Origin of the sequence: Sphaerisporangium perillae (assembly GCF_023276435.1) — a bacterium.
GTDB lineage: Bacteria > Actinomycetota > Actinomycetes > Streptosporangiales > Streptosporangiaceae > Sphaerisporangium > Sphaerisporangium perillae.
On record NZ_JALLPO010000071.1, the window covers coordinates 1 to 19,324 of the forward strand.

General features: G+C 69.0%; 19 protein-coding genes and 1 pseudogene. 11 read left to right on the forward strand and 9 right to left on the reverse strand.

Annotated features, from left to right (window positions below; all coding sequences use genetic code 11):
* Window positions 1-40: 40 nt before the first annotated feature.
* Window positions 41-631, reverse strand: coding sequence for a dihydrofolate reductase family protein (locus MYF83_RS40060; protein ID WP_248966045.1), 591 nt, complete (start codon window positions 629-631; stop codon window positions 41-43).
* 228 nt (window positions 632-859) lie between these two features.
* Here MYF83_RS40060 and MYF83_RS40065 point away from each other — a divergent pair, with 228 nt between their 5' ends.
* Window positions 860-2,275, forward strand: coding sequence for a sensor histidine kinase (locus tag MYF83_RS40065; RefSeq protein ID WP_248966046.1), 1,416 nt, complete (start codon window positions 860-862; stop codon window positions 2,273-2,275).
* A 268-nt stretch (window positions 2,276-2,543) separates the two neighbouring features.
* The gene (locus MYF83_RS40070) at window positions 2,544-3,335 is read left to right on the forward strand and encodes an ArsR/SmtB family transcription factor (protein WP_248966047.1); all 792 of its coding nucleotides are present in this window, start codon (window positions 2,544-2,546) and stop codon (window positions 3,333-3,335) included.
* A 43-nt stretch (window positions 3,336-3,378) separates the two neighbouring features.
* Here the strand turns inward: MYF83_RS40070 and MYF83_RS40075 are convergent, their stop codons facing one another.
* Window positions 3,379-4,155 (reverse strand): dienelactone hydrolase family protein, encoded by a 777-nt coding sequence (locus MYF83_RS40075; RefSeq protein ID WP_248966048.1) that lies wholly within the window; start codon window positions 4,153-4,155, stop codon window positions 3,379-3,381.
* Between the two features lie 138 nt (window positions 4,156-4,293).
* On the opposite strand from MYF83_RS40075, the gene MYF83_RS40080 reads away from it, so the two are divergent.
* Entirely contained in the window at window positions 4,294-5,160 is an 867-nt protein-coding gene (locus tag MYF83_RS40080) for a LysR family transcriptional regulator (RefSeq protein ID WP_248966049.1), read from the forward strand.
* 118 nt (window positions 5,161-5,278) lie between these two features.
* Here MYF83_RS40080 and MYF83_RS40085 read toward each other — a convergent pair whose 3' ends face one another.
* Window positions 5,279-5,746: an ATP-binding protein gene (locus MYF83_RS40085; protein ID WP_248966050.1), complete on the reverse strand. Its 468-nt coding sequence runs from the start codon at window positions 5,744-5,746 to the stop codon at window positions 5,279-5,281.
* Between the two features lie 133 nt (window positions 5,747-5,879).
* On the opposite strand from MYF83_RS40085, the gene MYF83_RS40090 reads away from it, so the two are divergent.
* Together MYF83_RS40090 and MYF83_RS40095 are read left to right on the forward strand one after the other, a co-directional pair.
* Window positions 5,880-6,662, forward strand: a complete 783-nt coding sequence (locus tag MYF83_RS40090; protein WP_248966051.1) for a helix-turn-helix domain-containing protein — start codon at window positions 5,880-5,882, stop codon at window positions 6,660-6,662.
* The gene (locus MYF83_RS40095) at window positions 6,653-6,910 is read left to right on the forward strand and encodes a DUF397 domain-containing protein (RefSeq protein ID WP_248966052.1); all 258 of its coding nucleotides are present in this window, start codon (window positions 6,653-6,655) and stop codon (window positions 6,908-6,910) included. The genes MYF83_RS40090 and MYF83_RS40095 overlap by 10 nt, the downstream gene beginning before the upstream one ends.
* Window positions 6,911-7,024: 114 nt before the next feature.
* Here MYF83_RS40095 and MYF83_RS40100 read toward each other — a convergent pair whose 3' ends face one another.
* Both MYF83_RS40100 and MYF83_RS40105 read right to left on the reverse strand, forming a co-directional pair.
* Complete coding sequence (locus tag MYF83_RS40100; protein WP_248966053.1) at window positions 7,025-8,152, reverse strand: hypothetical protein; 1,128 nt, start codon at window positions 8,150-8,152, stop codon at window positions 7,025-7,027.
* Window positions 8,153-8,613: 461 nt separating this feature from the next.
* Entirely contained in the window at window positions 8,614-9,183 is a 570-nt protein-coding gene (locus tag MYF83_RS40105; protein WP_248966054.1) for a hypothetical protein, read from the reverse strand.
* Between the two features lie 227 nt (window positions 9,184-9,410).
* Between MYF83_RS40105 and MYF83_RS40110 the strand changes: the two genes are divergently transcribed.
* Both MYF83_RS40110 and MYF83_RS40115 read left to right on the forward strand, forming a co-directional pair.
* Entirely contained in the window at window positions 9,411-10,337 is a 927-nt protein-coding gene (locus tag MYF83_RS40110; protein ID WP_248966075.1) for a class F sortase, read from the forward strand.
* Window positions 10,338-10,475: 138 nt separating this feature from the next.
* Window positions 10,476-11,621, forward strand: a complete 1,146-nt coding sequence (locus MYF83_RS40115; protein WP_248966055.1) for an acetyl-CoA C-acetyltransferase — start codon at window positions 10,476-10,478, stop codon at window positions 11,619-11,621.
* Window positions 11,622-12,268: 647 nt separating this feature from the next.
* Here the strand turns inward: MYF83_RS40115 and MYF83_RS40120 are convergent.
* Together MYF83_RS40120 and MYF83_RS40125 are read right to left on the reverse strand one after the other, a co-directional pair.
* Window positions 12,269-13,618, reverse strand: coding sequence for a sensor histidine kinase (locus MYF83_RS40120; RefSeq protein ID WP_248966056.1), 1,350 nt, complete (start codon window positions 13,616-13,618; stop codon window positions 12,269-12,271).
* Between the two features lie 15 nt (window positions 13,619-13,633).
* Window positions 13,634-14,101, reverse strand: a pseudogene (locus MYF83_RS40125) (response regulator transcription factor); the annotation flags it as partial.
* Window positions 14,102-14,186: 85 nt separating this feature from the next.
* Here MYF83_RS40125 and MYF83_RS40130 point away from each other — a divergent pair.
* On the forward strand, window positions 14,187-14,444 hold the full coding sequence (locus MYF83_RS40130; RefSeq protein ID WP_248966057.1) for a hypothetical protein: 258 nt from the start codon (window positions 14,187-14,189) through the stop codon (window positions 14,442-14,444).
* Window positions 14,445-14,523: 79 nt separating this feature from the next.
* Here MYF83_RS40130 and MYF83_RS40135 read toward each other — a convergent pair whose 3' ends face one another.
* On the reverse strand, window positions 14,524-15,258 hold the full coding sequence (locus MYF83_RS40135; RefSeq protein WP_248966058.1) for a class I SAM-dependent methyltransferase: 735 nt from the start codon (window positions 15,256-15,258) through the stop codon (window positions 14,524-14,526).
* A 270-nt stretch (window positions 15,259-15,528) separates the two neighbouring features.
* On the opposite strand from MYF83_RS40135, the gene MYF83_RS40140 reads away from it, so the two are divergent.
* Both MYF83_RS40140 and MYF83_RS40145 read left to right on the forward strand, forming a co-directional pair.
* On the forward strand, window positions 15,529-16,011 hold the full coding sequence (locus MYF83_RS40140; protein ID WP_248966059.1) for an RNA polymerase sigma factor: 483 nt from the start codon (window positions 15,529-15,531) through the stop codon (window positions 16,009-16,011).
* Window positions 15,998-16,729, forward strand: a complete 732-nt coding sequence (locus MYF83_RS40145) for a hypothetical protein (RefSeq protein WP_248966060.1) — start codon at window positions 15,998-16,000, stop codon at window positions 16,727-16,729. Before MYF83_RS40140 ends, MYF83_RS40145 begins: the two co-directional genes overlap by 14 nt.
* A gap of 21 nt (window positions 16,730-16,750) precedes the next feature.
* Here MYF83_RS40145 and MYF83_RS40150 read toward each other — a convergent pair whose 3' ends face one another.
* Window positions 16,751-17,269, reverse strand: coding sequence for a hypothetical protein (locus MYF83_RS40150; protein WP_248966061.1), 519 nt, complete (start codon window positions 17,267-17,269; stop codon window positions 16,751-16,753).
* Window positions 17,270-17,618: 349 nt separating this feature from the next.
* Between MYF83_RS40150 and MYF83_RS40155 the strand changes: the two genes are divergently transcribed.
* Complete coding sequence (locus tag MYF83_RS40155; protein ID WP_248966062.1) at window positions 17,619-19,310, forward strand: RNA polymerase sigma factor; 1,692 nt, start codon at window positions 17,619-17,621, stop codon at window positions 19,308-19,310.
* The last annotated feature ends 14 nt before the right edge of the window (window positions 19,311-19,324 follow it).

Below are 19,324 nucleotides of genomic sequence, written 5' to 3' on the forward strand. Positions count from 1 at the left end.
GTGTGGTGGGGAGGTCGTGGGGTGGAGCGGGGGTGGGTGGTCAGGTTTTGGGGGGCTGGTAGGTGGTGATGATCACGCCGGTGTCGGTGGTCGTGGAGTCGGCCAGATGGAAGGTGGAGAGGGTCGAGCCGGAGTCCGGGAACAGCCGGCGGCCCGAACCCAGCACCAGTGGGTGGGTCAGAAGGACGTACTCGTCGACGAGGTCGCGTGGCATCAGCGACCTGACCAGCACCCCGCCGCCGAACACCACCAGGTTCTCCTCCACCTCCTCCTTGAGCCTGGCCACGGCGTCCGCGGCGTCGCCTTTGAGGAGGGTGGAGTTCTGCCAGGGCAGCGGCTCGGTCAGTGTGGTCGATGCCACGTACTTCTGAACCCTGTTGAGCGCCTCGGTGAACGGGTTCGGCTCCTGCTTGGGCCAGTAGTCCGCGAAGCGCTCGTACGTCGTCCGGCCGGCCAGGAGGGACCACGCGCTGGACATGTGTGCGCCCATCACCTCCTGCATGGCCGGGTCCTGCCCCCGGTTCGCCCAGCCGCCGTGCTGGAAGCCGTCACGGGGGTCCTCGTCAGGGTGCCCCGGGGCCTGCATCACACCGTCGAGCGTCAGGTGCACGATCACGATGACCTTGCCCATGCTGTGCCTCCTTCGTGGTCGTCCGCCGGGGTCGCCCCGGTGTTCTCACCCCCTACACGAACGGCAGGCCTACAGATCGACAGCCCAGGGCCGTGAACTTACTAGCGCTTCAAAACCCCTGGCCGGCTCGTACACCCCGCCGCACGGTTCTGAACCCTCTCTTAGCGTTCTCTCCGGTTCATGTGGTCCACTGGTTGGGGGACCATTTGGATGAGCGCGCGACATGGAATGTCCATTACACGCCGCATCACTCTGTTCACGGGTGTGGTGACCGGCCTGCTGTCAGCGCTGCTGGCCGTAGCCATCATGATCGCCATTTACCGTTTCGTGGTCGGGTATGTCACGGAGGAGATCGCCGCGGCCGGTGGCCGTGTGGCCGTCGAGATCGAGCGGGGCCCGATAACCTCCCCCCTCGCCGAACGTCAGTTCCGCAACCTTCAAGTTGTCGACCCCCAGGGTCGGGTCGTCGCCTCGACCCCGCAACTGCAGGGCAAGCCGGTCATAGCGAGGTTCACCCCCGACAGCAAGAACATGGCAATCTCCGTGGTATGCGGTGGGGTCTTCCCTCCTGACGAGTGCGACATCGTTGTCGCGCAATGGGCTCACCGCGCCGGCGAGAGATGGTTGGTCTACAGCTCCTCGCCGGCGGTCCCCCCCTGGGTCGATCCGCGGCTGGCGGGGCTGGTGGGAGGCTGCGCGGTGGCGCTCACCGCGGCCATCACCTACCTCGCTCACCGGAATGTCAGGGCATCCCTCAGGCCGGTGAACGCCATCCGAGCGGAACTCGACAACATCAACGCGACCTCTTCCGGCCGCCGGGTACCGGTGCCACCCACCGATGACGAGATCCACGAAATGTCCGCAAGTGTCAATCACACGCTGTGCCGGCTGGACAATGCGCTGCACCATTTGCAGACCGCGCTGGAACAGCAGCGCCGGTTCTACTCCAACGCCTCCCATGACCTGCGCACCCCGATCGCCGCCATGCGCGCCGAGGTGGAGGACGCTTTGCTCGCACCCCAGGAGACCGACGTCACCAAGCTGGGTTCAGCCATCCTGCCCAGCCTCGACCGGCTGCAGACGATCGTGCAAGATCTACTGACCCTCGAACGGCTGGATTCCAGGATGTCCGGCGCATACGGCCGGATCGATCTGGCCAAGCTCGTCGCCGCGGAGTTGCGGACCCGCCATCACATGACCAAGGAGATCGAATCGGCGCTTGAGCCCGACGTGGTCGTCATGGGCGACAGGTTGGAGCTGGCTCGCCTGTTCACCAGCCTCCTGGACAATGCCGAACGGCACGCCGCCACGACGATCACCATTGCCGTACGGCACGAGCCCAGCGGCAGATGCGGCGATCAACGCCTCCCGCACGGTGCCGCGGTGCTGGAGCTCATCGACGACGGGCCCGGCATCGATCCGGACAAGCGCGAGTTGGTGTTCCAGCGGTTCACCCGGTTGGACGCGGCTCGCAGCAGGGACGCCGGAGGAGCGGGGCTGGGTCTGCCGATCGCCCGGCAGATCGCCGAGGCCGCCGGGGGGACCCTCCGGATCGAGGACAGCTCCCGCGGCGCGCGCTTGGTCCTTTGCCTCCCATCCGCCTCATCGGCGAGCGATGACACCGATCCTGCGTCCCTCGGCTAGTGCCCTGACCGGGACCGGGTCGCGGCTAGTGCCCTGACCGGGACCGGGACCGGTCGCGGCTCGCGATGGTGGGCGCCGCCTAAGCGTGTGTCGTGTGAGCTCGACCTGATGGGCCTCGATCAGCCGCGCTACGTGGTCGTCAACGGCTGGCCCGAGGGCAGCCCATCGTAGCCGCGCGTCTTGACAGGCAGCCATTCGGCTGCCTAAATTAAAGGCAGCCAAAAGGCTGCCTATCGACAGGCGGCAAAACCTGGGTACGAGGGCGGGCATGGACGAGGTGTTCAAGGCGCTGGCCGATCCGAGCCGGCGCGCGCTGCTCGACTCGCTCAACGCCCGCAACGGGCAGACGCTGCGCGAGCTGTGCGCCGGACTCGACATGGCCAGGCAGTCCGTCAGCAAGCACCTCGCGGTGTTGGAGAAGGCCGGGCTCGTCGCCACCGTGCGGCGGGGCCGGGAGAAGCTGCACTACCTCAACGCCGCGCCCGTGCACGAGATCGCCCACCGGTGGATCAGCCGCTACGACCGAGCCAGGGTCCAAGCCCTGGCGGACCTGAAACTCGCCCTGGAGGAGACACCGATGGACGCACCGACCTTCGTCTACACCACCTACATCCGCACTACCCCGCAGAAGCTCTGGCAGGCGCTGACCGAGCCCGCCTTCACCCGCCGCTACTGGGCCACGGAGTTGACTACGGACTGGTCCGTCGGCTCGCCGATGACCTGGGACAACCACGGCGTGCTGATCAGTGACCCGGAGCAGGTCGTGCTGGAGGCCGAACCCTACAGTCGGCTCTCCTACACCTGGCACGCCATCACCCCGGAGCTCGCCAAGCGCTTCGGCTGGGACGAGGAGCTGCTCGCCCGGCTGTCCGGCGAGGCCCGCTCGAAGGTCACCTTCACGATTGAGGAGGCCGCGCAGGTCGTGAAGCTCACCGTCGTGCACGACGGCTTCGAGCCCGGATCGAGCATGGCCGGGATGGTCAGCCACGGCTGGCCGAACGTGGTGGCGAGCCTGAAGTCGCTGCTGGAGACCGGCGAACCGCTGCCGGACGATGCGTAACCTCGAGGCCGCGCGCCATCCGGGCCACATGTGTTAGAGGTTCTTAGCCGAGTTCGGTGGTGAGGGAGTGGGCGATCAGCTTCCAGGTCTGCTCGGCGGCGGTGGCGTGGAAGGTGGGGGTGCCCACAGAGAGGAAGGCGTGAGGGGCGTCCGGGATCACGATCACCTCGTGCCGGATGCCGTCGGCCTCAAGGCGCTGGGCGATGGCCGTGCGCTGCTCCTCGGTGACCACGTGATCGCGATCACCGACGATGACGACCATCCGTCCAGTGATGTCCGCGGTGAGTTCCAGCGTGGGCTCGGGCCGGCTGACCGGGATGTCGGTGCCGGTCAGCCAGCCCGCGTAGAGCACGACGGTGACGGCCAGGTCGAGCTGGGTCGCCGCGTAGTACGCCAGGTGGCCGCCCATGCTCACCCCGACCATGCCGACCCGGCCCGACGCGTCCGCGCGGTCACGCAGGTACCGCTGCGCCGCCCGTACGTCGGCGAGCACCCCGGCACGGGTCAGCTCGCCCATCAGCGCGAATCCGCGCGCACGGCCTTCCTCGTCGGCGGGCAGCTCCACCCCGGCCTCCGACCGGTGGTAGAAGTCCGGGGCGATCGTGACGTACCCGAGGGCGGCGATCGTGTCGGCGATCGCGCGGACGTCCGGGGTCACCCCGAAGAGCTGGTGGGCGACGATGACCCCCGGGTACGCGCCGGGGGCGGCCGGGCAGGCGGCGTAGGCGCTCATGACGCCGTCACCGACCCGTACCTCCACCCGCTCGCTACGGAGCCCCAGCGGGCCCGGCGTGTCTGTCGGGGGGTGCTTGAGCGGCATGGTGGGTCTCCTTGATCCAGATCCCGTTCCCGCGCTGATGTGCGGGAGGCGACGTACAGATCGTGACCCAGCCCTCCGATCAGCTGCCAATAGAAAGAGGCGCGTGCCGGCATCACGATCCTGATAGGTATGGAGGTCGTGAGCGTCTCCTTCGACCTGCTGCGCACGTTCCTGGCCGTCTACCGGTCGGGGTCGGTGACCCGCGCCGCCGGACTGCTGGCGCTGTCGCAGCCCGCCGTCACCGCGCACATCAAGGCGCTGGAACAGGCGCTGGAGCGTCCGCTGTTCGACCGGGCGCCGCGCGGCATGGTCCCCACCGCCGCCGCCGACCAGCTCGCCCGCCGCATCGCGGTCCCCCTCGACTCGCTGGAGGAACTGGTCGCGGGTGACCTCGGCGACCCCGCCGAGGTGTTCGGCCGCGCCGTCCACTTGGGCGGGCCGGCGGAGCTGATCTGCGCGCGTGTACTGCCCTGCCTCGCCCCGATGATCTCAGGCGGACTGCAGCTGCGCGTCACCCTCGGCCTGCCCGACCAGTTGCTGGGCGCGCTGGCCGACGGCGCTCTTGACCTGGCCATTTCCACGCTGCGTCCCCGCCGCAGGGGACTTCGGGTCGAACCGCTGTGCGACGAGGAGTTCGTCCTGGTCGCCGCCCCGACCTGGGACAGGGACGGCCTGGAGCGGGCGCCCCTGATCGCCTACGGCGAGAACCTGCCGATCCTGCGCCGTTACTGGCGGACCGTCTTCGACACCCGTCTCACCCGCACGCCGGCCGTGGTCGTCCCCGACCTGCGCGGGGTGCTGGCCGCTGTCGTCGCCGGCGCGGGCGTCACGGTGCTGCCCCGCTACCTCTGCGCCACCGAACTCGCCGACGGCCGCCTGCGAACCCTCCTCGAACCGGAGCTTCCGCCGATCAACACGCTGTTCCTGGTCTCCCGATCCGGCGTCCAGCATCCCGCCGCGACCGCGGTACACGACCACCTCCTCCTCCAGGGGCGTACCTGGTAGGGACGACGACCGGCACTCCTACACGCTTCTCCGAAGGCGCGCTCTTTCCCGTGGGCCCGGCTCGTTCCCGTGAGCTCGTTGGTTTCCGGAGTGGCTCGTTTCCGGGGCGGCTCGCGCGTCAGCCCTCGGGCCAGGCGGCCAGCTGGAACCAGACCGACTTGCCATGAGGGTGCAGGGTCCAGCCCCATTTGTGCGACAGCGTCTCGACGATGGCCAGCCCTCTCCCGGACGTCTCCATCGAATCCGCCCTTCTCAGCTCGGGAATCGCGATGCAGGCGTCGTACACGTCGACGGTCATCAACCGCCCGTCGCGGCCCACCGCGATTCGTACGGTGCTCGCGGCGGGGAGATTCACCGCTCCATGCATGAGCGCATTGGTGACGACCTCGGATGCGAGCAGTTCCGCGATATCGGGCGCGTCATGCGTCGCGTTCCAGTCGGCGGCGACGTCCCGGACGAAGCGACGTGCGGACGCGACGCATTTCGCGTCCCGCGGTATCCATTTCTGCCCCAGTAGTGCGATGGCGGCGCCGGGCCCATAGACGTATTCGGACGGCCTCGGGGAAGCCTCGGTTGCCCCTGACATGATCCTTCTCCTCGCTACGAAATTCGTATGCCAAGGGTGCCGAGAAGTGACTACTGTCGGTAGGCGAACGGTTACCAGTTTGCGGTCTTGAAGATCACGTTCCGTTCATTGAATCTCGGCGATTGGGGGCACGATGGTGGATCGGTACACACCTCAGGCCATCTGGGGCAGAGAGCTCCGCCACTACCGGCAGGCGGCCGGGCTCACGCAGGCCCAGCTGTCCCAGCAGATCCACTTCAGCGAGTCGCTGATCAGCGGCGTAGAGACCGGCCAGCTACCGGCCAGCCCCGAGTTCGCCCAATCCTGCGACACCACCCTCAACACCGGCGGCGCCCTCCACCGCCTCCTCGACTGGAGACGCGGTCAGGTCTTCCCCGCCTGGTTCGGGAGGTGGCATGACAAGGAACGGGTCGCGACGGCTCTCCACGCTTATGAACCGATCTTGATCCCTGGCCTCCTTCAGACTCCCGAGTACGCCTTCGAAGTGATGTGCGGAGATGAAGCGGCCGTACAGGCTCGAGTCGAGCGTCAGGAGATTCTGAGACGTGAGGATCCGCCGCCGCCCCTCTATCGGTGCATCATCGATGAGGCGGTGCTACACCGGCTGATCGGCTCTCCCAAGCTCATGCACGACCAACTTCAATACCTCGCCTCAATGGTGACGTCCCGTATCAGTGTCCAGGTCGTGCCGCTCGGCGGTATGAATGCGGGGCTGCTGGCCGGGTTCATGCTCGCTTCTTTGCAGGGCGGAGACGAGGTAGTTTATTTGGACACCGCTGTGCGTGGAGTGGTGACCGCCGATCAGGAAGACGTCGCGGCTGCCGTCGAGAAGTTCGAGGCCATTCGGATCGAAGCGCTGCCGCTACAGATGTCGATAGATCTCATCAAGAGGACAGCGGAGGAACGATGGACCTAGATGACGTCAAATGGCAGAAGTCCAGCTACACGGGTAACAACGGCGGGAACTGCGTTGAGGTGGCTCACTGGCGGAACTCTAGCTACTCGGGCAACAACGGAGGGGACTGTGTGGAGGTGGCGCAGTCTCCACGGCTGATCGCGGTGCGGGACTCCAAGAACCCCGATGGTCCCAAGCTGTTCTTCTCGCCTGGTGAGTGGGATGCCTTCCTCGGCGGCGTCAAGGCCAACGAGTTCGAGCGCAGGTAGCAGCCGGGGAGCCGAGACTTGGCCGGCGGGTGGGACGTGACGCCCACCCCGCCGGTGCCCCCGCGTCGTGGCAGCCGTGGTCTCTGCGGGTTACCGATGTACCTTCACCGGTCGTCAGGAGTTGGGGATCAGCATGTACGCCTGCGGGTCAGCGGTCTTACCTTCCTCGCAGTAGTAACAAGTCTGACCGACGATCACTCCCTCGTCGTTGATCGCCTGTGCCTGCTCCAGCGACACATCTGGCGGGAGGTTGGTGACAACGGTGTTCAGGTCGATCATCTGCCCGTTGTCCCAGAGGAAGGCGTGCTGGCCGTAGTAGTCGGCGCTCGTACGTGATGTCCCGACCACCTGCCCCGACTCGTTGATGCCATAGGCCGTGCTCCCTGTGCCTCCGGGAAGCGTTCCCAGATCGCGCATCTTGCCTGCCTCCCAGAGGAAGGCGTTGGTCTGTCCAGCGGCGTTCTGGGAGGAACCGGTGATCTGGGTCTTCTCGTTGATGTCCTGCGCCACGGTGGCCTCGGAGTTCCCGCCCAGCGTGCCAAGATCCTTCATTCGGCCGTTCTGCCACAGGAACCCGTGAAGCGGGTAGCCGCTCTTCGGCAGGGCTGTGCCCACGACCTGGCCCTTGTCGTTGACGGCGTTCGCCTCGCTCTCGGTGCTCCACTGCTGGTCCGTGCTGCCACCGAGCGTTCCGAGGTCGCGAAGCTTGCCGTTCTGCCACAGGACGGCACGTACGGGGCTGCCTTGGCTACGGAAGTGTGTCCCCACCACGACACCTTTGTTGTTGGCATCGGTGGCCGCGCTGCCGCTCCCGCTGCCCCATCCGGTTCCGAGGTCGGTGCTCTTGCCGTCGCGGTAGAGAAAGGCGTGCGGAGGTTCGTACAAGCTGACATGGGTGTGCCCGGCGACCTGCCCCAGATCGTTGATGGCGCTCGCCGTGTTCTCGGCACTTGCGAAGATCGGTTCGATCGCTGACAGGCGTCCGTCCTCCCACTGGAAGGCATGGGCGGCGGGATTCCGGTCGTTCGAGGAGTAGCCCACAGCCTGCTGCCGGGAGTTGACATCCTGGGCCGAGCTGATCGGGCCACCGGCCGGGATGCCGAGCCAGCCCAGGCTGACATAGGTGTATGTGGTGGCAGCCGAACGGACCTTGCTCTCGGCGGTCGCCGGGAAGGTGGTGAGAGTCGTCGCCAGCAGGCCGATGGCCGCCGGCAACGCCATGCCGCTACGCCTACGCATCATCTGTCCTTTGCATGGGGGGAGGGGGCAAGACGATGTTCACGTAGGAGGCTGGCGAAGGATCTTACGGAACGATTATGGTGTGATTCACCCCTCTGGTCACACTGGCAACATCGCCACATACGGAGCGTGACGACGCCCGATGGGCTGACGGATTTTACAGCTGAAAGTTAACTGGCAATTTGTGGCTTGACCTGCGGCGATGAGTGAACAGGACAAGAAGACCGGTCAAACTGCAGCCAGTCGGGATGAACCCTCCGTAGGATCAGTACTTAATCGTGACCGCAGACTGGAATCCTGATACGCCCTGGTAAACCGGTCGCCGCCGCTGGAATGGAGAAGTACGTGCTGAAGTCACAAGCACGCCGCCGCATCGCCACCAAGGCAGCCATAGCCGGAGTCGTCAGCACGGGTGCGTTAATCGTCGGTATTCCGCAGATGTCGGCAGGCGCGACTCCGGTGACCTACAGCTGTTTGGGCAGCGGTACCGGGAACGTGTCCGTCGACCTGGCAGCCTCCGCTCCTACGCCGACTCCGAGCCAGCCGGTCACGATCACAGTGAACGTCGTGCCAGGGCCCAGCCCCGTGGTGTCGATTCCTGCGGGGGGCATTCCTACCGGAGAGTTCGTCTGGCTGGAGGGTGAGCTGGTTGTCCGGCCCACCCCCGGTAACGCGATCGCATCGCTCACGCCCACGGCGACCGCATCGACCTCGTTGGCGGCTGCTGTGTCGCCGAGCGCCACGCTTCCGTTGCCGGCCACCGACCCGACGGTCGCAGTGACCCCGACCGCCACCGGTACGGTGCAGATCGAGGCGCAGCAGATCGTCGTGCGGATCGGGCCGACGAATACTGCTGGCTCTCCGGCTCCGACCCTCACGTACACCTGTACTCCCAGCGCTGCTACCGGTGTTTCCGCCACGCCTGCCAGGTTGAGTCTTGTCGTGAAGACGGCCAGTGCGTCGAGTAGCCCCACGGACACTGATTCCACGACGCCGACGCCGACGCCCACGGCGACGCCCTCGAGGACTCCCAAGCCCACCCACACCGTCTACGAAACCGTGACGCATAGCCCGAGGAACACCCAGCAGGTGACCAAGAAGCCTGTCGCCGGGGCGGCTACCGGTGGTGGCGGGGACGCGGGGCCTGACGGGCGGACGTTCGTGCTGGTGGGGACGGTCTTGGTGTTCGGCGCCGGAGTGGGTGGGCTGATGATGCGTCGTCGCCGCCCGCAGCGGGGCTGATCGGGGGTTCGGGGTGACGATGCCTCCCGAGTACCCGTACGCGGACGGCCAAGGAGTACCTCCGCATGGGGCGCCGGGCAATCCCGGCGCGGGATATCCACAGCCTGTGCACGGCCAGCCGTACATGCCGCAGGTCTACTACCAGTACGCCGGCCAGGCCGGGCCCGGTGGCCAGTGGCAGGGCCAGGAGCAGGAGCCGGCCGATCGTGGGCAGATCATGCGGGCGGTGCTCATCCTGGCCGCCGTCGCCGGGGTGGTCACGGTGGTCGTCGGGCTGCTGTTCATGGTCAACTCGCCGGAGGAGTACGGCCTGACCAACTCCCGCACGCAACTGAACCTCCAGGCCCAGCCGCCCGCCGGGCAGGCGTTCGCGCCGTCGGTCGGCCCGGGTGGTCCGGGGCAGCCGCTGACGCAGGCGGATCCGACGGCGCCGCCCCCGGCGCCGCCGCTCCCGGCGGCGCCGGCGATGCAGCCGTCGACGCCGAAGCGGCTGATCATCAAGAAGCTCGGCATCAACGCGCCGATCAAGCCGGTCGGCACGGACAAGAAGGGCGCCATCGAGACGCCGCCGATCAACAACCCGAACCTGGTGGGCTGGTACCAGTTCGGCCCGACGGCGGGGCAGGCGGGGCCGGCGGTGATGCTGGGACATAAGGACACGACGACCCGTACCGCCGTGTTCGCCCGGCTGCACGAGTTGCAGTACGGCGACACGATCGAGGTCACCCGGATGGACGGCACCACGGCGATCTTCACCGTGGGCGGGATCGAGCAGGCGGACAAGCAGACGTTCCCGACCAGCCGGGTGTACGGGAACGCCGACGCGGCGGAGCTCCGGCTGATCACCTGTGGCGGCACCTACAACCGTTCGACCGGCCACTATGTGGACAACGTCATCGTGTACGCGCGGATGACCAGCACCCGTAACGCCTCCTCGAAGCGCTGACCGAGGTCGGCGGGAACGCCTCGAAGTCCCACGGGGGTCGTGACAGGAGCCTCCCCGTCCGCGGAGGATTATTCTGTTATACCCTCGTATAGACCGAACAATGCTCGGTTTCAGGTGGGACGGAACCCAGGAGGCACTGTGGCAGAGGCGTACATCGTCGGGGCGGTCCGTACCCCGGTCGGCAAGAAGAAGGGCGGCCTGTCCACCGTCCACCCCACTGACCTGGCCGCGCACACCCTCAAGGCACTGGTCGAACGCACGGGTGTGGACCCCTCGGCCGTCGAGGACGTCATCATGGGCTGCGTCATGCAGTTCGGCCCGCAGAGCATGGACATCGCGCGCAACGCGTGGCTGTCGGCGGGCCTGCCGGAGAACGTCGCCGGTGTCACCATCGACCGGCAGTGCGGCTCCTCGCAGCAGTCGATCCACTTCGCCGCCCAGGGCGTCATGTCCGGCACCCAGGATCTCGTGGTCGCCGCCGGCGTGGAGTCGATGAGCATCGTCCCCATGGGGGCGAGCATCACGGCGGCGCTCGAGAAGGGCATGCCCTTCCCGTTCGGCGAGATGTGGGTCGAGCGGTACGGCAAGCAGGAGATCTCGCAGTTCCGTGGCGCGGAGCTGATGTGCGAGAAGTGGGGCTTCGAGCGCGAGGAACTCGACCGCTACGCCTACGAGAGCCACCAGCGCGCCGCGAAGGCCATCGCCAACGGCTACTTCAAGGACCAGATCGCCCCGATCAACGGTGTCGAGGACGACGAGGGCCCCCGGCCGGACACCACGCTGGAGAAGATGGGCCAGCTGAAGTTGCTGCGCGACGGCGGCCGGATCACCGCGGCCACCTCCTCGCAGATCTCCGACGGCTCCGGCGCCCTGCTGATCGCGTCCGAGCAGGCGGTCAAGGACCACGGCCTGACCCCGCGTGCGCGGATCACCACCCTCGCACTGACCGGCGACGACCCGGTGTACATGCTCACCGCGCCGATCCCGGCCACCCAGAAGGCGCTGAAGAAGTCGGGGCTGTCGATCGACGACATCGACGTCATCGAGATCAACGAGGCGTTCGCTCCGGTGCCGCTGGCCTGGCTCAAGGAGATCGGCGCCGACCCGGCCCGGACGAACCCGAACGGCGGGGCCATCGCACTCGGCCACCCGCTCGGCGGCACCGGCGCCATCCTCATGACCAAGCTGCTGCACGAGCTGGAGCGCACGGGCGGCCGTTACGGCCTGCAGACCATGTGCGAGGGCGGCGGCCAGGCCAACGTCACCATCATCGAGCGCCTCTGACGGCTGCTCCCGCCAGAAAGCGAAACGAAGAGACGGCGGTGTCCCGTCCCCGGGAAGGTGGGGACGGGGCCCCCCCCCCGTTGGGTATGACCCGCGGGGAGGGGGGGGGGAATCCCCGGTCAGCCGGTCAGCGACCCTTCGGCTGGCGCCGAGGCGGCGTCACGCGCCGCACGGGCGCCGGCGGCACCGGGATCCGGCGCGGAGCCGGCGGCAGTCGCCGCTCGGGCTGCGACGAGCCCTGGAGAGCGCCCGGCTGAAGCACCGGCGGTGAGAAGTCCGGGGCGGCCTCGCCGCTCTTCTTGTGGCTCTTTTGGCCGTTACGGGCACGCATACACGTCTCCTTACAGATGGCGACGCGGCAGGGAAGTCATGCCGGTCGGAGCCTCAGCCGCCGCGTCTTGATGGACGGGACCAGAAAGCCGAGTGCGGACGGATCGGTCGGAACGGACCGATCGGCGCCGTCAGTAAGGAAAAATGCGCATGCCCCGAAGGTACGAGACCCACCAAGCACGACACAACTGATTTATTCGCCCACCAGGTCCCGCCGCACCCCGTGCCAGGCCGGGATGCCGCGTCCTGCCATCACCGGCTCCGAACTGTACGTCGACGGCGGCCTCAACCAGATGTGACCAGCTAGCACGCCACGGCTAGCGGGCCGCGAGGTCGGGGAGTTCCACGCGGACGATGGTGCCCTGGCCCGGTAGGGAGCGCAGGGCCGCCTGGCCGCCGTGGGCGGTGGCGATGGCCTGCACGATGGCCAGGCCGAGGCCGCTGCCCTCGCTGCGGGAGGAGTGGTGGAACCGGTCGAAGGCCAGGGCGGCGTTCTCCGGGGACATGCCGGGCCCCTCGTCGCTCACTTCCAGGACGGCCGGGGGCGTCAGCCGTACCGTGGCGGCGGTGCCCGGCGGGGTGTGCACGCGGACGTTGGCGAGCAGGTTGACCAGCACCTGGCGGATCCGGGCCTCGTCGACGACGGCGACCATCCGTTCGGGGGCGTCGACGGTCACCGGATGGTCGGGATGCAGCGCGCAGAAGTCGTCGGCGACCTCCACGGCCACGGACGTGAGGTCCACCGGCGCCACGGTGAGCGGCGCGCCCTTGTCGAGCCGGGCGAGCTCCAGCAGCTCGGACACCAGCCGGGTCATCCGCGCCGCCTCGTCCTCGATGCGGCGCATGACCTGCGGCACCTCCTCGTCGGGGATGGCTCCCTGGCGGTACAGCTCGGCGTACCCGTGGATCGTGGTCAGCGGGTTGCGCAGCTCGTGGGAGGCGTCGGCGGCGAAGCGGCGCACGCGTTCCTCCGAGGCCCACCGGGCCGCGAACGCGTCCTGGATGCGGGTCAGCATGAGGTTGATCGTCGCGCCGAGGCGCCCGGCCTCGGACTTACCCTCGGGCATGCGAGCGGACAGGTCGCCCCCCTCGGCGACGAGCTGGGCGGTGCCCGCCATCCGGGACAGCGGTGCGAGGCCCGTGCCGATCAGGAACCTGCCCAGCAGGACGAGCAGGGCCATCAGCACGGCCCCGGTGACCAGCTCGGTGACCACCAGACGGCGGACCGCGTCCCGGACCTCGTCGAGCGGCACGGCGACGACCACGATGCGGTCGCCTACCGTCATCCGCGCCGCCGCCGCCCGCAGGCGGTCGTTCAGGGCGAACGGCTTCCCGCTGTCGGCCAGGGGTTCGAGCCGGGCGGCGCCCATCCGTTCCAGCATGTCGGGGAGGCCCAAGGCCTCGGGGTCGTCACCCGACAGCAGCCTGCCCCGGTCGGTGGTGAGGTTCAGCAGGGCCACCGCGTTCGTCGGGCTCGCGTTGACCAGCGCGATGTCGGAGGCCCTGACCAGGCGCGCGGCGGAGGCCTTGGCGGCGGCGGTGAGCGTCGCGTCCGTACGGTCGAGCATGTGCCCGCGCAGCACCAGAACGCTGACCACGGACAGGACGGCCAGGCCCACGGCGGCGACGGAGAGCAGCCCGGCGAGCAGACGTTTCCTGAGTGTCATGGGCGGACGCCGATGCTACGCGTCGGGGGAAGGTCGTAGCGCGTACCCGACTCCACGCTGGGTGTGGATCAGCGGCGGGCCGAGCGGGTCGAGCTTGCGGCGCAAGTAGGACACGTAGGTCTCCACCACCTGTGACTGGGTGCCGAAGCCCCAGACATGCTCCAGCAGCTGGGCTTTGGTGAGGACCTGGCCGGGGTGGCGCATCAGGAAGGCCAGGAGCCGGAACTCGGTGGGGGACAGGTCGACCGGCGTGCCGCCCCGCCGTACCTCCCAGCGGGCCTCGTCGAGTTCCAGGTCGGCGACGGTGAGGATCACCTGGTCGGTCGCGAGGATGGCCTGATCGGCGCCGGACGCGCCGCGCCCGCTTCCGCGTCTGAGCACGGCCCGGGCCCGGGCCACCAGCGCCTCCACCGAGAACGGCTTGGTGACGTAGTCGTCGCCGCCGAGCGTGAGGCCGTGCACGGTGTCCGCCGGGGCGTCGCGCACCGCCGGACACGGCGGTGACAGCGCCGCGCTGCCAGATGTAGGTGGCGTAGCCGCCGCCGCGCTGCCGGACGGTGGCCTCCCCGTGCACTCCGGTGAGGCCCCGGCGGAGCGCGAGGCGCAACCGGGGACGGTCGGCCGGCGCCTGCTCGGTGAGGGCGACGGCCTCTTGCGCGGCGGAGTCGGCGGCCAGCAGCTCGTACGGGGCGCCCGCCTGCTCGCCCGGCTGGCGCGCCACGGCGACGCCTCCGAGCGCTCCCATGATCAGGGCGCCGGTCACGGCTCCCGCGATGCCTATCCTGGATACGTTTCTCATGGCACCCACCTCACCCTCCTTAGCTAGGAGAAGGGCGAGGAAATCCTGAGATATCCCGGTGAAGCGTGCTGCTACGTCCGAGGGACGCGGGCCAAGCGGAAGGCGGTCACTTCTGCGGGACGCGGGCCACGCAGAAGACGGTCTGGCCGAAGGGGGGACGGATGAAGCGCTCGATGAGGCGGGTCACCGGCACCACCGTGCGGTCGTAGATCTTGACCAGCCGGGGGTCGGGGTAGCCGACGCCGCCGCGGCGCACGGCCGCCCACCAGGCGATGCCGCCCAGGAAGTTGATGGGCTTGAGCACCTCGGCCTCGAGGCCGGCCGCGGCGACGGTCTTGCCCAGCGTCGCGGGGGTGTAGCGGGTGACGTGGCCAACCTTGCGGTCGAAGTCCCCGTAGAGCTGCATGTAGCCGGGCACCCAGATGATGATGCGGCCGCCGGGCTGGGTGACCTTGGCCAGAGAACGCAGCGCCTCGGCGTCCTCCTCGATGTGCTCGAGGACGTTCATCATCACGACGGTGTCGACCGGATCGGCGAGCGGGATCTCGGTCGGCAGGCCGAACTGCAGCACCTGGATGTCGTCGCGGCCGTCGAAACGCTTGCTGAGCTGCTCGACGCAGTAGGGGTCGAAGTCGCTGACGACGAGCCGGTCGAGGCGGGGCAGGAACTGCTCGGCGAAGTGGCCGAGGCCCGACCCGATCTCCAGCATCGACCTGCCGACGTGCGGGGCGACCATGTCGAACTCGTACTGCCGGTAGTTCTTGGCCTCATCGCCACCAAGGTGGTTCTCCAAGGCCTCGTCACCGGCCGCAGGTTGCACCACGCGGTCATACCCAGACATGCGTCCCGCCCAGTTTCGCTCACTCAAAAACCGCGGCCCTAACGGAACCACGGCTACGGATGGGCACCGAGTCTAGCCGCCCTGATCCGCGAGGGTCCCAACTTCCCCCGTAGCCCGGACGGAAACACTTGACCGTGGTCTTGCCTTCCCTTTGCGCAAAGGGGCCGCTGGAAACTACCTTTTGTCGCTCAAGGATCATCCGAGGAGCCCCCCACGGACGACGACGAGGCGATAAACCGATCTCTGGACGGTGATCTCGCCGCATACGAGGTGCTGGTCGCGCGCTACAGCGCGGTGGCCCACCGTACGGCTGCGCTGCTCGGCGCGGGGGAGGAGACCGAGGACGTCGTCCAGGAGGCCTTCGTCAAGGCGTTCCGGCACCTGCGGACCTTCCGCCGCGAAGCGGCCTTCAGGCCGTGGCTGCTCCGCATCGTGGCCAACGAGACCCACACGATCACCCGCTCCCGGGGCCGCCGCGCCGACCTCGTGCTGAAGGCCGGCGCCGAGCCCGACCTGCGCGTTCCCGACGATCCCGAGGACGTGGCCATCGCCACCGATCGCCGGGCCAAGCTGCTCTCGGCGGTGCGCGCGCTGCCCGAGAGGGAACGTGAGGCGGTGGTCTGCCGGTACTTCCTACAGTTGTCGGAGTCGGAGACGGCGGAGGTCCTGGGCTGTCCGCTCGGCTCGGTCAAGTCGCGGACGTTCCGGGGGCTCGCACGGCTGCGGAAGGAGGTGGGCGGTGATCTCTCCTGAAGACATGGAGGCCGAGCTGCGGGCGCTCGGCGAGGCGCTGGACACCCCCGCCCCGCCTCCCGCGGACGTGGCGCGCGCCGTACGGGCCCGCTTGGAACGGCCGGAGCAGGAGTCGCCCGCTGAGCGAAGGCGGGCGCGGCCGCGATGGCGATGGCTGGCGGCGGGGACCGCGGTGCTGGTGGCCGTTCTGCTCGGGCTGACGCCGCAGGGGCAGGCCGCCGTCGCGCACATCCTGCGGCTGGCCGGCGTCGAGATCCACGTCGGCGAGCCGGGTCCGCTGCCCTCCGGGGCGCCGAGCCCGCTGCCGGACGAGAAGCGCGTCACGCTCGACCAGGCGCGCCGGATGGTGCGGTTCCCGGTCCAGGTGCCCGCGATGCTCGGGGAGCCGCAGGACGTCCGGGTGAGCGATGGAGGCCGCGTGGTCTCGCTGTTCTGGCCGGGCGTGCGCCTCGACACCTACGACGGTCTGCTGACCGTCGTCTGGCGCAAGGACCTCGGTGAGCCGTGGCCCGAGGAGGTCACCGTCGGTTCGGCCCCGGGCTGGTGGATCGCCGGTCCGCACGGCCTGACCTACCTGCCGAGGAGCGGCGGCACGCAGGAGCCGGTCGAGCGGCGCGCGGGCCCCACGCTGGTCTGGCAGCAGGGCCAGGCCGGGCACCGCCTGGAGGGCGTCCCCTCCCGCGATCGGGCCGTGAAGATCGCCGAGTCCATGCGTTAGCGGCGCCCGAGAACGTCCGCGTCAGCCCGGTGGGGGTGGTGGGGCGGTGGGGCCGGTCTGGGGGGTGGTGCTGGTGGGGTTCGGCTTACTCGAGGGCGGCGGCGGGGGAGCGGTCGGGCCGCTCTGCGACGGCGGGCTCGGCTTGGCCGTCTTCCGGGGCGAGGGCGCCTTGGACGGCGCCCGCGAGGAGGTCGCGGAAGGCGGGGGCGGCGGCAGCGCCGTGCGGCTCCGCTCCGCTCCGGGCGTCCGCCGGGCCGCGGGGGGCGTGCTCTTGCCCGCGCGACTCGGGGTGCGCTCGGCGGACGGCGGGGGCGGGGGCGTGTCCACTCCGATGGACGGCCCGGACGGTGACGGTTTCGGGGTGGGGTGACCGGAGGAGCTCTGTACGGCGGCGGGTAGGCCGGAGTCGCCGCCGGAGGAGTCGGGCCAGGCGAACCAGATGCCGGCTCCGGCGGCCACCAGCAGGGTCAGCCCGACGACGATGGGCCCGCGCCGGTCGCGGCCCGGCCATCGCCGGGTCGGCTCGTCGTCATCGTCCATATCGCTCGAGGTCTCCCACGTGCGCCATCGGTCGCCGCGCGGACCACTTCCGGGGGAATTCTCGGCATACGGCGGACGACGTCGCGCTGAAGATGGGTCATCCCAGTTGTCGGGCACGATGCTGGTCTCCGGGGGCGGGAACGACGTCGGCTGCTCCATGCACATCGCGGCGATCGTCACTCTATGTGCATTCATGTGTGAGTAAAGACCACAACGCAGTCAACAGAGTATAGAAGTTTGTTATGTAACAAAAGTGATATGAGAAGCTGGCGCTACCTCCCGTATATTTCTGACTGCTTTGCCAGTACCAGATTTATCATTTGCAACTATGTCAGGAGAGCTGAGCCCCGTGCTGAGGAGGGATGACCCCGCTGCGCTGGAACGGCTTTGCCGCGAGTATGGAGATCATCTCTACGACTACTGTCAGTCGTTGCTCGACGACGAGGACGCCCTGTCCGCCGCGGTCGGAGCGCTGTACGGGGCCGTCGCGCACACCGACCGGCTGTACGACGCGACACGCCTGCGCGCCTGGCTCTACTCCCTGGCCCGCGCCGAATGCCAGGCCCGCCTCGCCGGGGTCGCCCACAAGGGCTCCTACGCACGGCAGGGGCGCGGCGGGTCCCCCGAGCTCGGCGTCGAGGTGCTCGCCTGCCTGGAGCCGCGCGAGCGCGAGATCCTCGACCTGACCCTGCGCCACGGCCTGAAGTCCGACGAGGTGGCCCGCGTCCTGGACATCTCGGTGGACGCCGTGGAGTCGGCGGCCCGCCTTGGACGGCGCCACGCCGAGCAGTGGCTGGCCGCCGTCATGGAGGCCCGCGGCGCCGACCCGCGCTGCACCGTGCTGCCCGGCCTGGTGAAGTCGTGGGCCGAGTCGCCGACGCGGCTGCTGCGCGCCCACATCACCCGGCACATCCGCTCCTGCAAGGTGTGCGAGGGAGCCACCTCCGGGGTCACCATGACCGCGCTGATGACGCGCATGCCGATCCTGGCCAGCCCTGCCCCGTCCGAGCGGCTGTTCGCCGGCGCCGACGCCTCCTTCACTGCGGCCGAGACCCGCACCGAGAGCTGGCACCCGGACGGGTTCCCCGTGCAGCCCGACGCCCTGGAGGACCCGCCCCCGCCCGAGGCGCCGCTGACCGTGGAGGAGGGCTTCACCCCCGAACGGCCGGAGGGCGCCAAGCCGCCGACGGAGTTCTGGGAGCCGGACCCCGAGGCCGACGACCCCGAGAGCCGCATCCGCTGGGGGCGCGTCTCGCTGGTGACGGTCGTGTCGGTGGCGTCGGCCGGAGTGATCTGGTCGCTGCTGTTCTCGCCCTCCGGCGCCAACAGAGGGGTCGACGTCGAGGCCGCGGGCGGCACGATCGTCGTCACGCCGGGCGACTCGCTGCCGCCCCTGGTCGACTCCCCGCCGCCACCGCCCCCCGGCGGCACGGCCGGCCCCCTGGCCAGCCCGGGGGCCACCGGGTCCGCGGCCGGCACTCCCGGCGTGGGCGGGCCGACCGCGTCGGTGCCGGTGGTGCCGCCGCCGTCCGGCCGTTCCCACCCCTCGGCGACCCCGACGAGCAAGCCCAAGAGCTCCGGCACGCCGAAGAACGGCGGGCCCAGCAACCCTCCGCCGCCGCCGAAGACCACCTCGCAACCGAAGTCGTCGCCCACGCAGAGCTCGCAGCCGCAGACCAAGCAGACAACCGCGCCGCCTCCGCCTGCCCCGCCGCCGTCGTTCGCGGCGTCTACCACGTCGCTCGATGTGGGATACAGCCAGCGGGGGTCGGTTCAGGTGAGGTCGCAGACGGGATCGATCAGCTGGCAGGCCGGTAACTCGACCGTCCAGACGTCGCCCGGCAGCGGAAGCGCGCAGGAGGGCGAGACGAACACCATCAGCTTCTCGCTGTCCGTGGGGATGGGCACCATGGCCGACTGCGACAAGCCTTTGACGGTCGTCTTGCCGATCGCCTGGTCGGGCGACAACAAGGGCACCAAGGGCTCGGGCAGCGTGGGAGTGACGATCACCTACATGAAGCCCTGTCCCAAGCCACTTTAGTAACGAGGAGAGAC

Bases quoted from the DNA above. Each gene is read 5' to 3' on its own strand.
- MYF83_RS40135 (WP_248966058.1), bottom strand. From the start codon at position 15,258: ATGTCTGGGTATGACCGCGTGGTGCAACCTGCGGCCGGTGACGAGGCC.
- MYF83_RS40150 (WP_248966061.1), bottom strand. From the start codon at position 17,269: ATGGACGATGACGACGAGCCGACCCGGCGATGGCCGGGCCGCGACCGG.
- MYF83_RS40075 (WP_248966048.1), bottom strand. From the start codon at position 4,155: ATGCCGCTCAAGCACCCCCCGACAGACACGCCGGGCCCGCTGGGGCTC.
- MYF83_RS40065 (WP_248966046.1), top strand. From the start codon at position 860: ATGTCCATTACACGCCGCATCACTCTGTTCACGGGTGTGGTGACCGGC.
- MYF83_RS40120 (WP_248966056.1), bottom strand. From the start codon at position 13,618: ATGACACTCAGGAAACGTCTGCTCGCCGGGCTGCTCTCCGTCGCCGCC.
- MYF83_RS40070 (WP_248966047.1), top strand. From the start codon at position 2,544: ATGGACGAGGTGTTCAAGGCGCTGGCCGATCCGAGCCGGCGCGCGCTG.
- MYF83_RS40100 (WP_248966053.1), bottom strand. From the start codon at position 8,152: ATGATGCGTAGGCGTAGCGGCATGGCGTTGCCGGCGGCCATCGGCCTG.
- MYF83_RS40095 (WP_248966052.1), top strand. From the start codon at position 6,653: ATGGACCTAGATGACGTCAAATGGCAGAAGTCCAGCTACACGGGTAAC.
- MYF83_RS40060 (WP_248966045.1), bottom strand. From the start codon at position 631: ATGGGCAAGGTCATCGTGATCGTGCACCTGACGCTCGACGGTGTGATG.
- MYF83_RS40110 (WP_248966075.1), top strand. From the start codon at position 9,411: ATGCCTCCCGAGTACCCGTACGCGGACGGCCAAGGAGTACCTCCGCAT.
- MYF83_RS40090 (WP_248966051.1), top strand. From the start codon at position 5,880: ATGGTGGATCGGTACACACCTCAGGCCATCTGGGGCAGAGAGCTCCGC.
- MYF83_RS40085 (WP_248966050.1), bottom strand. From the start codon at position 5,746: ATGTCAGGGGCAACCGAGGCTTCCCCGAGGCCGTCCGAATACGTCTAT.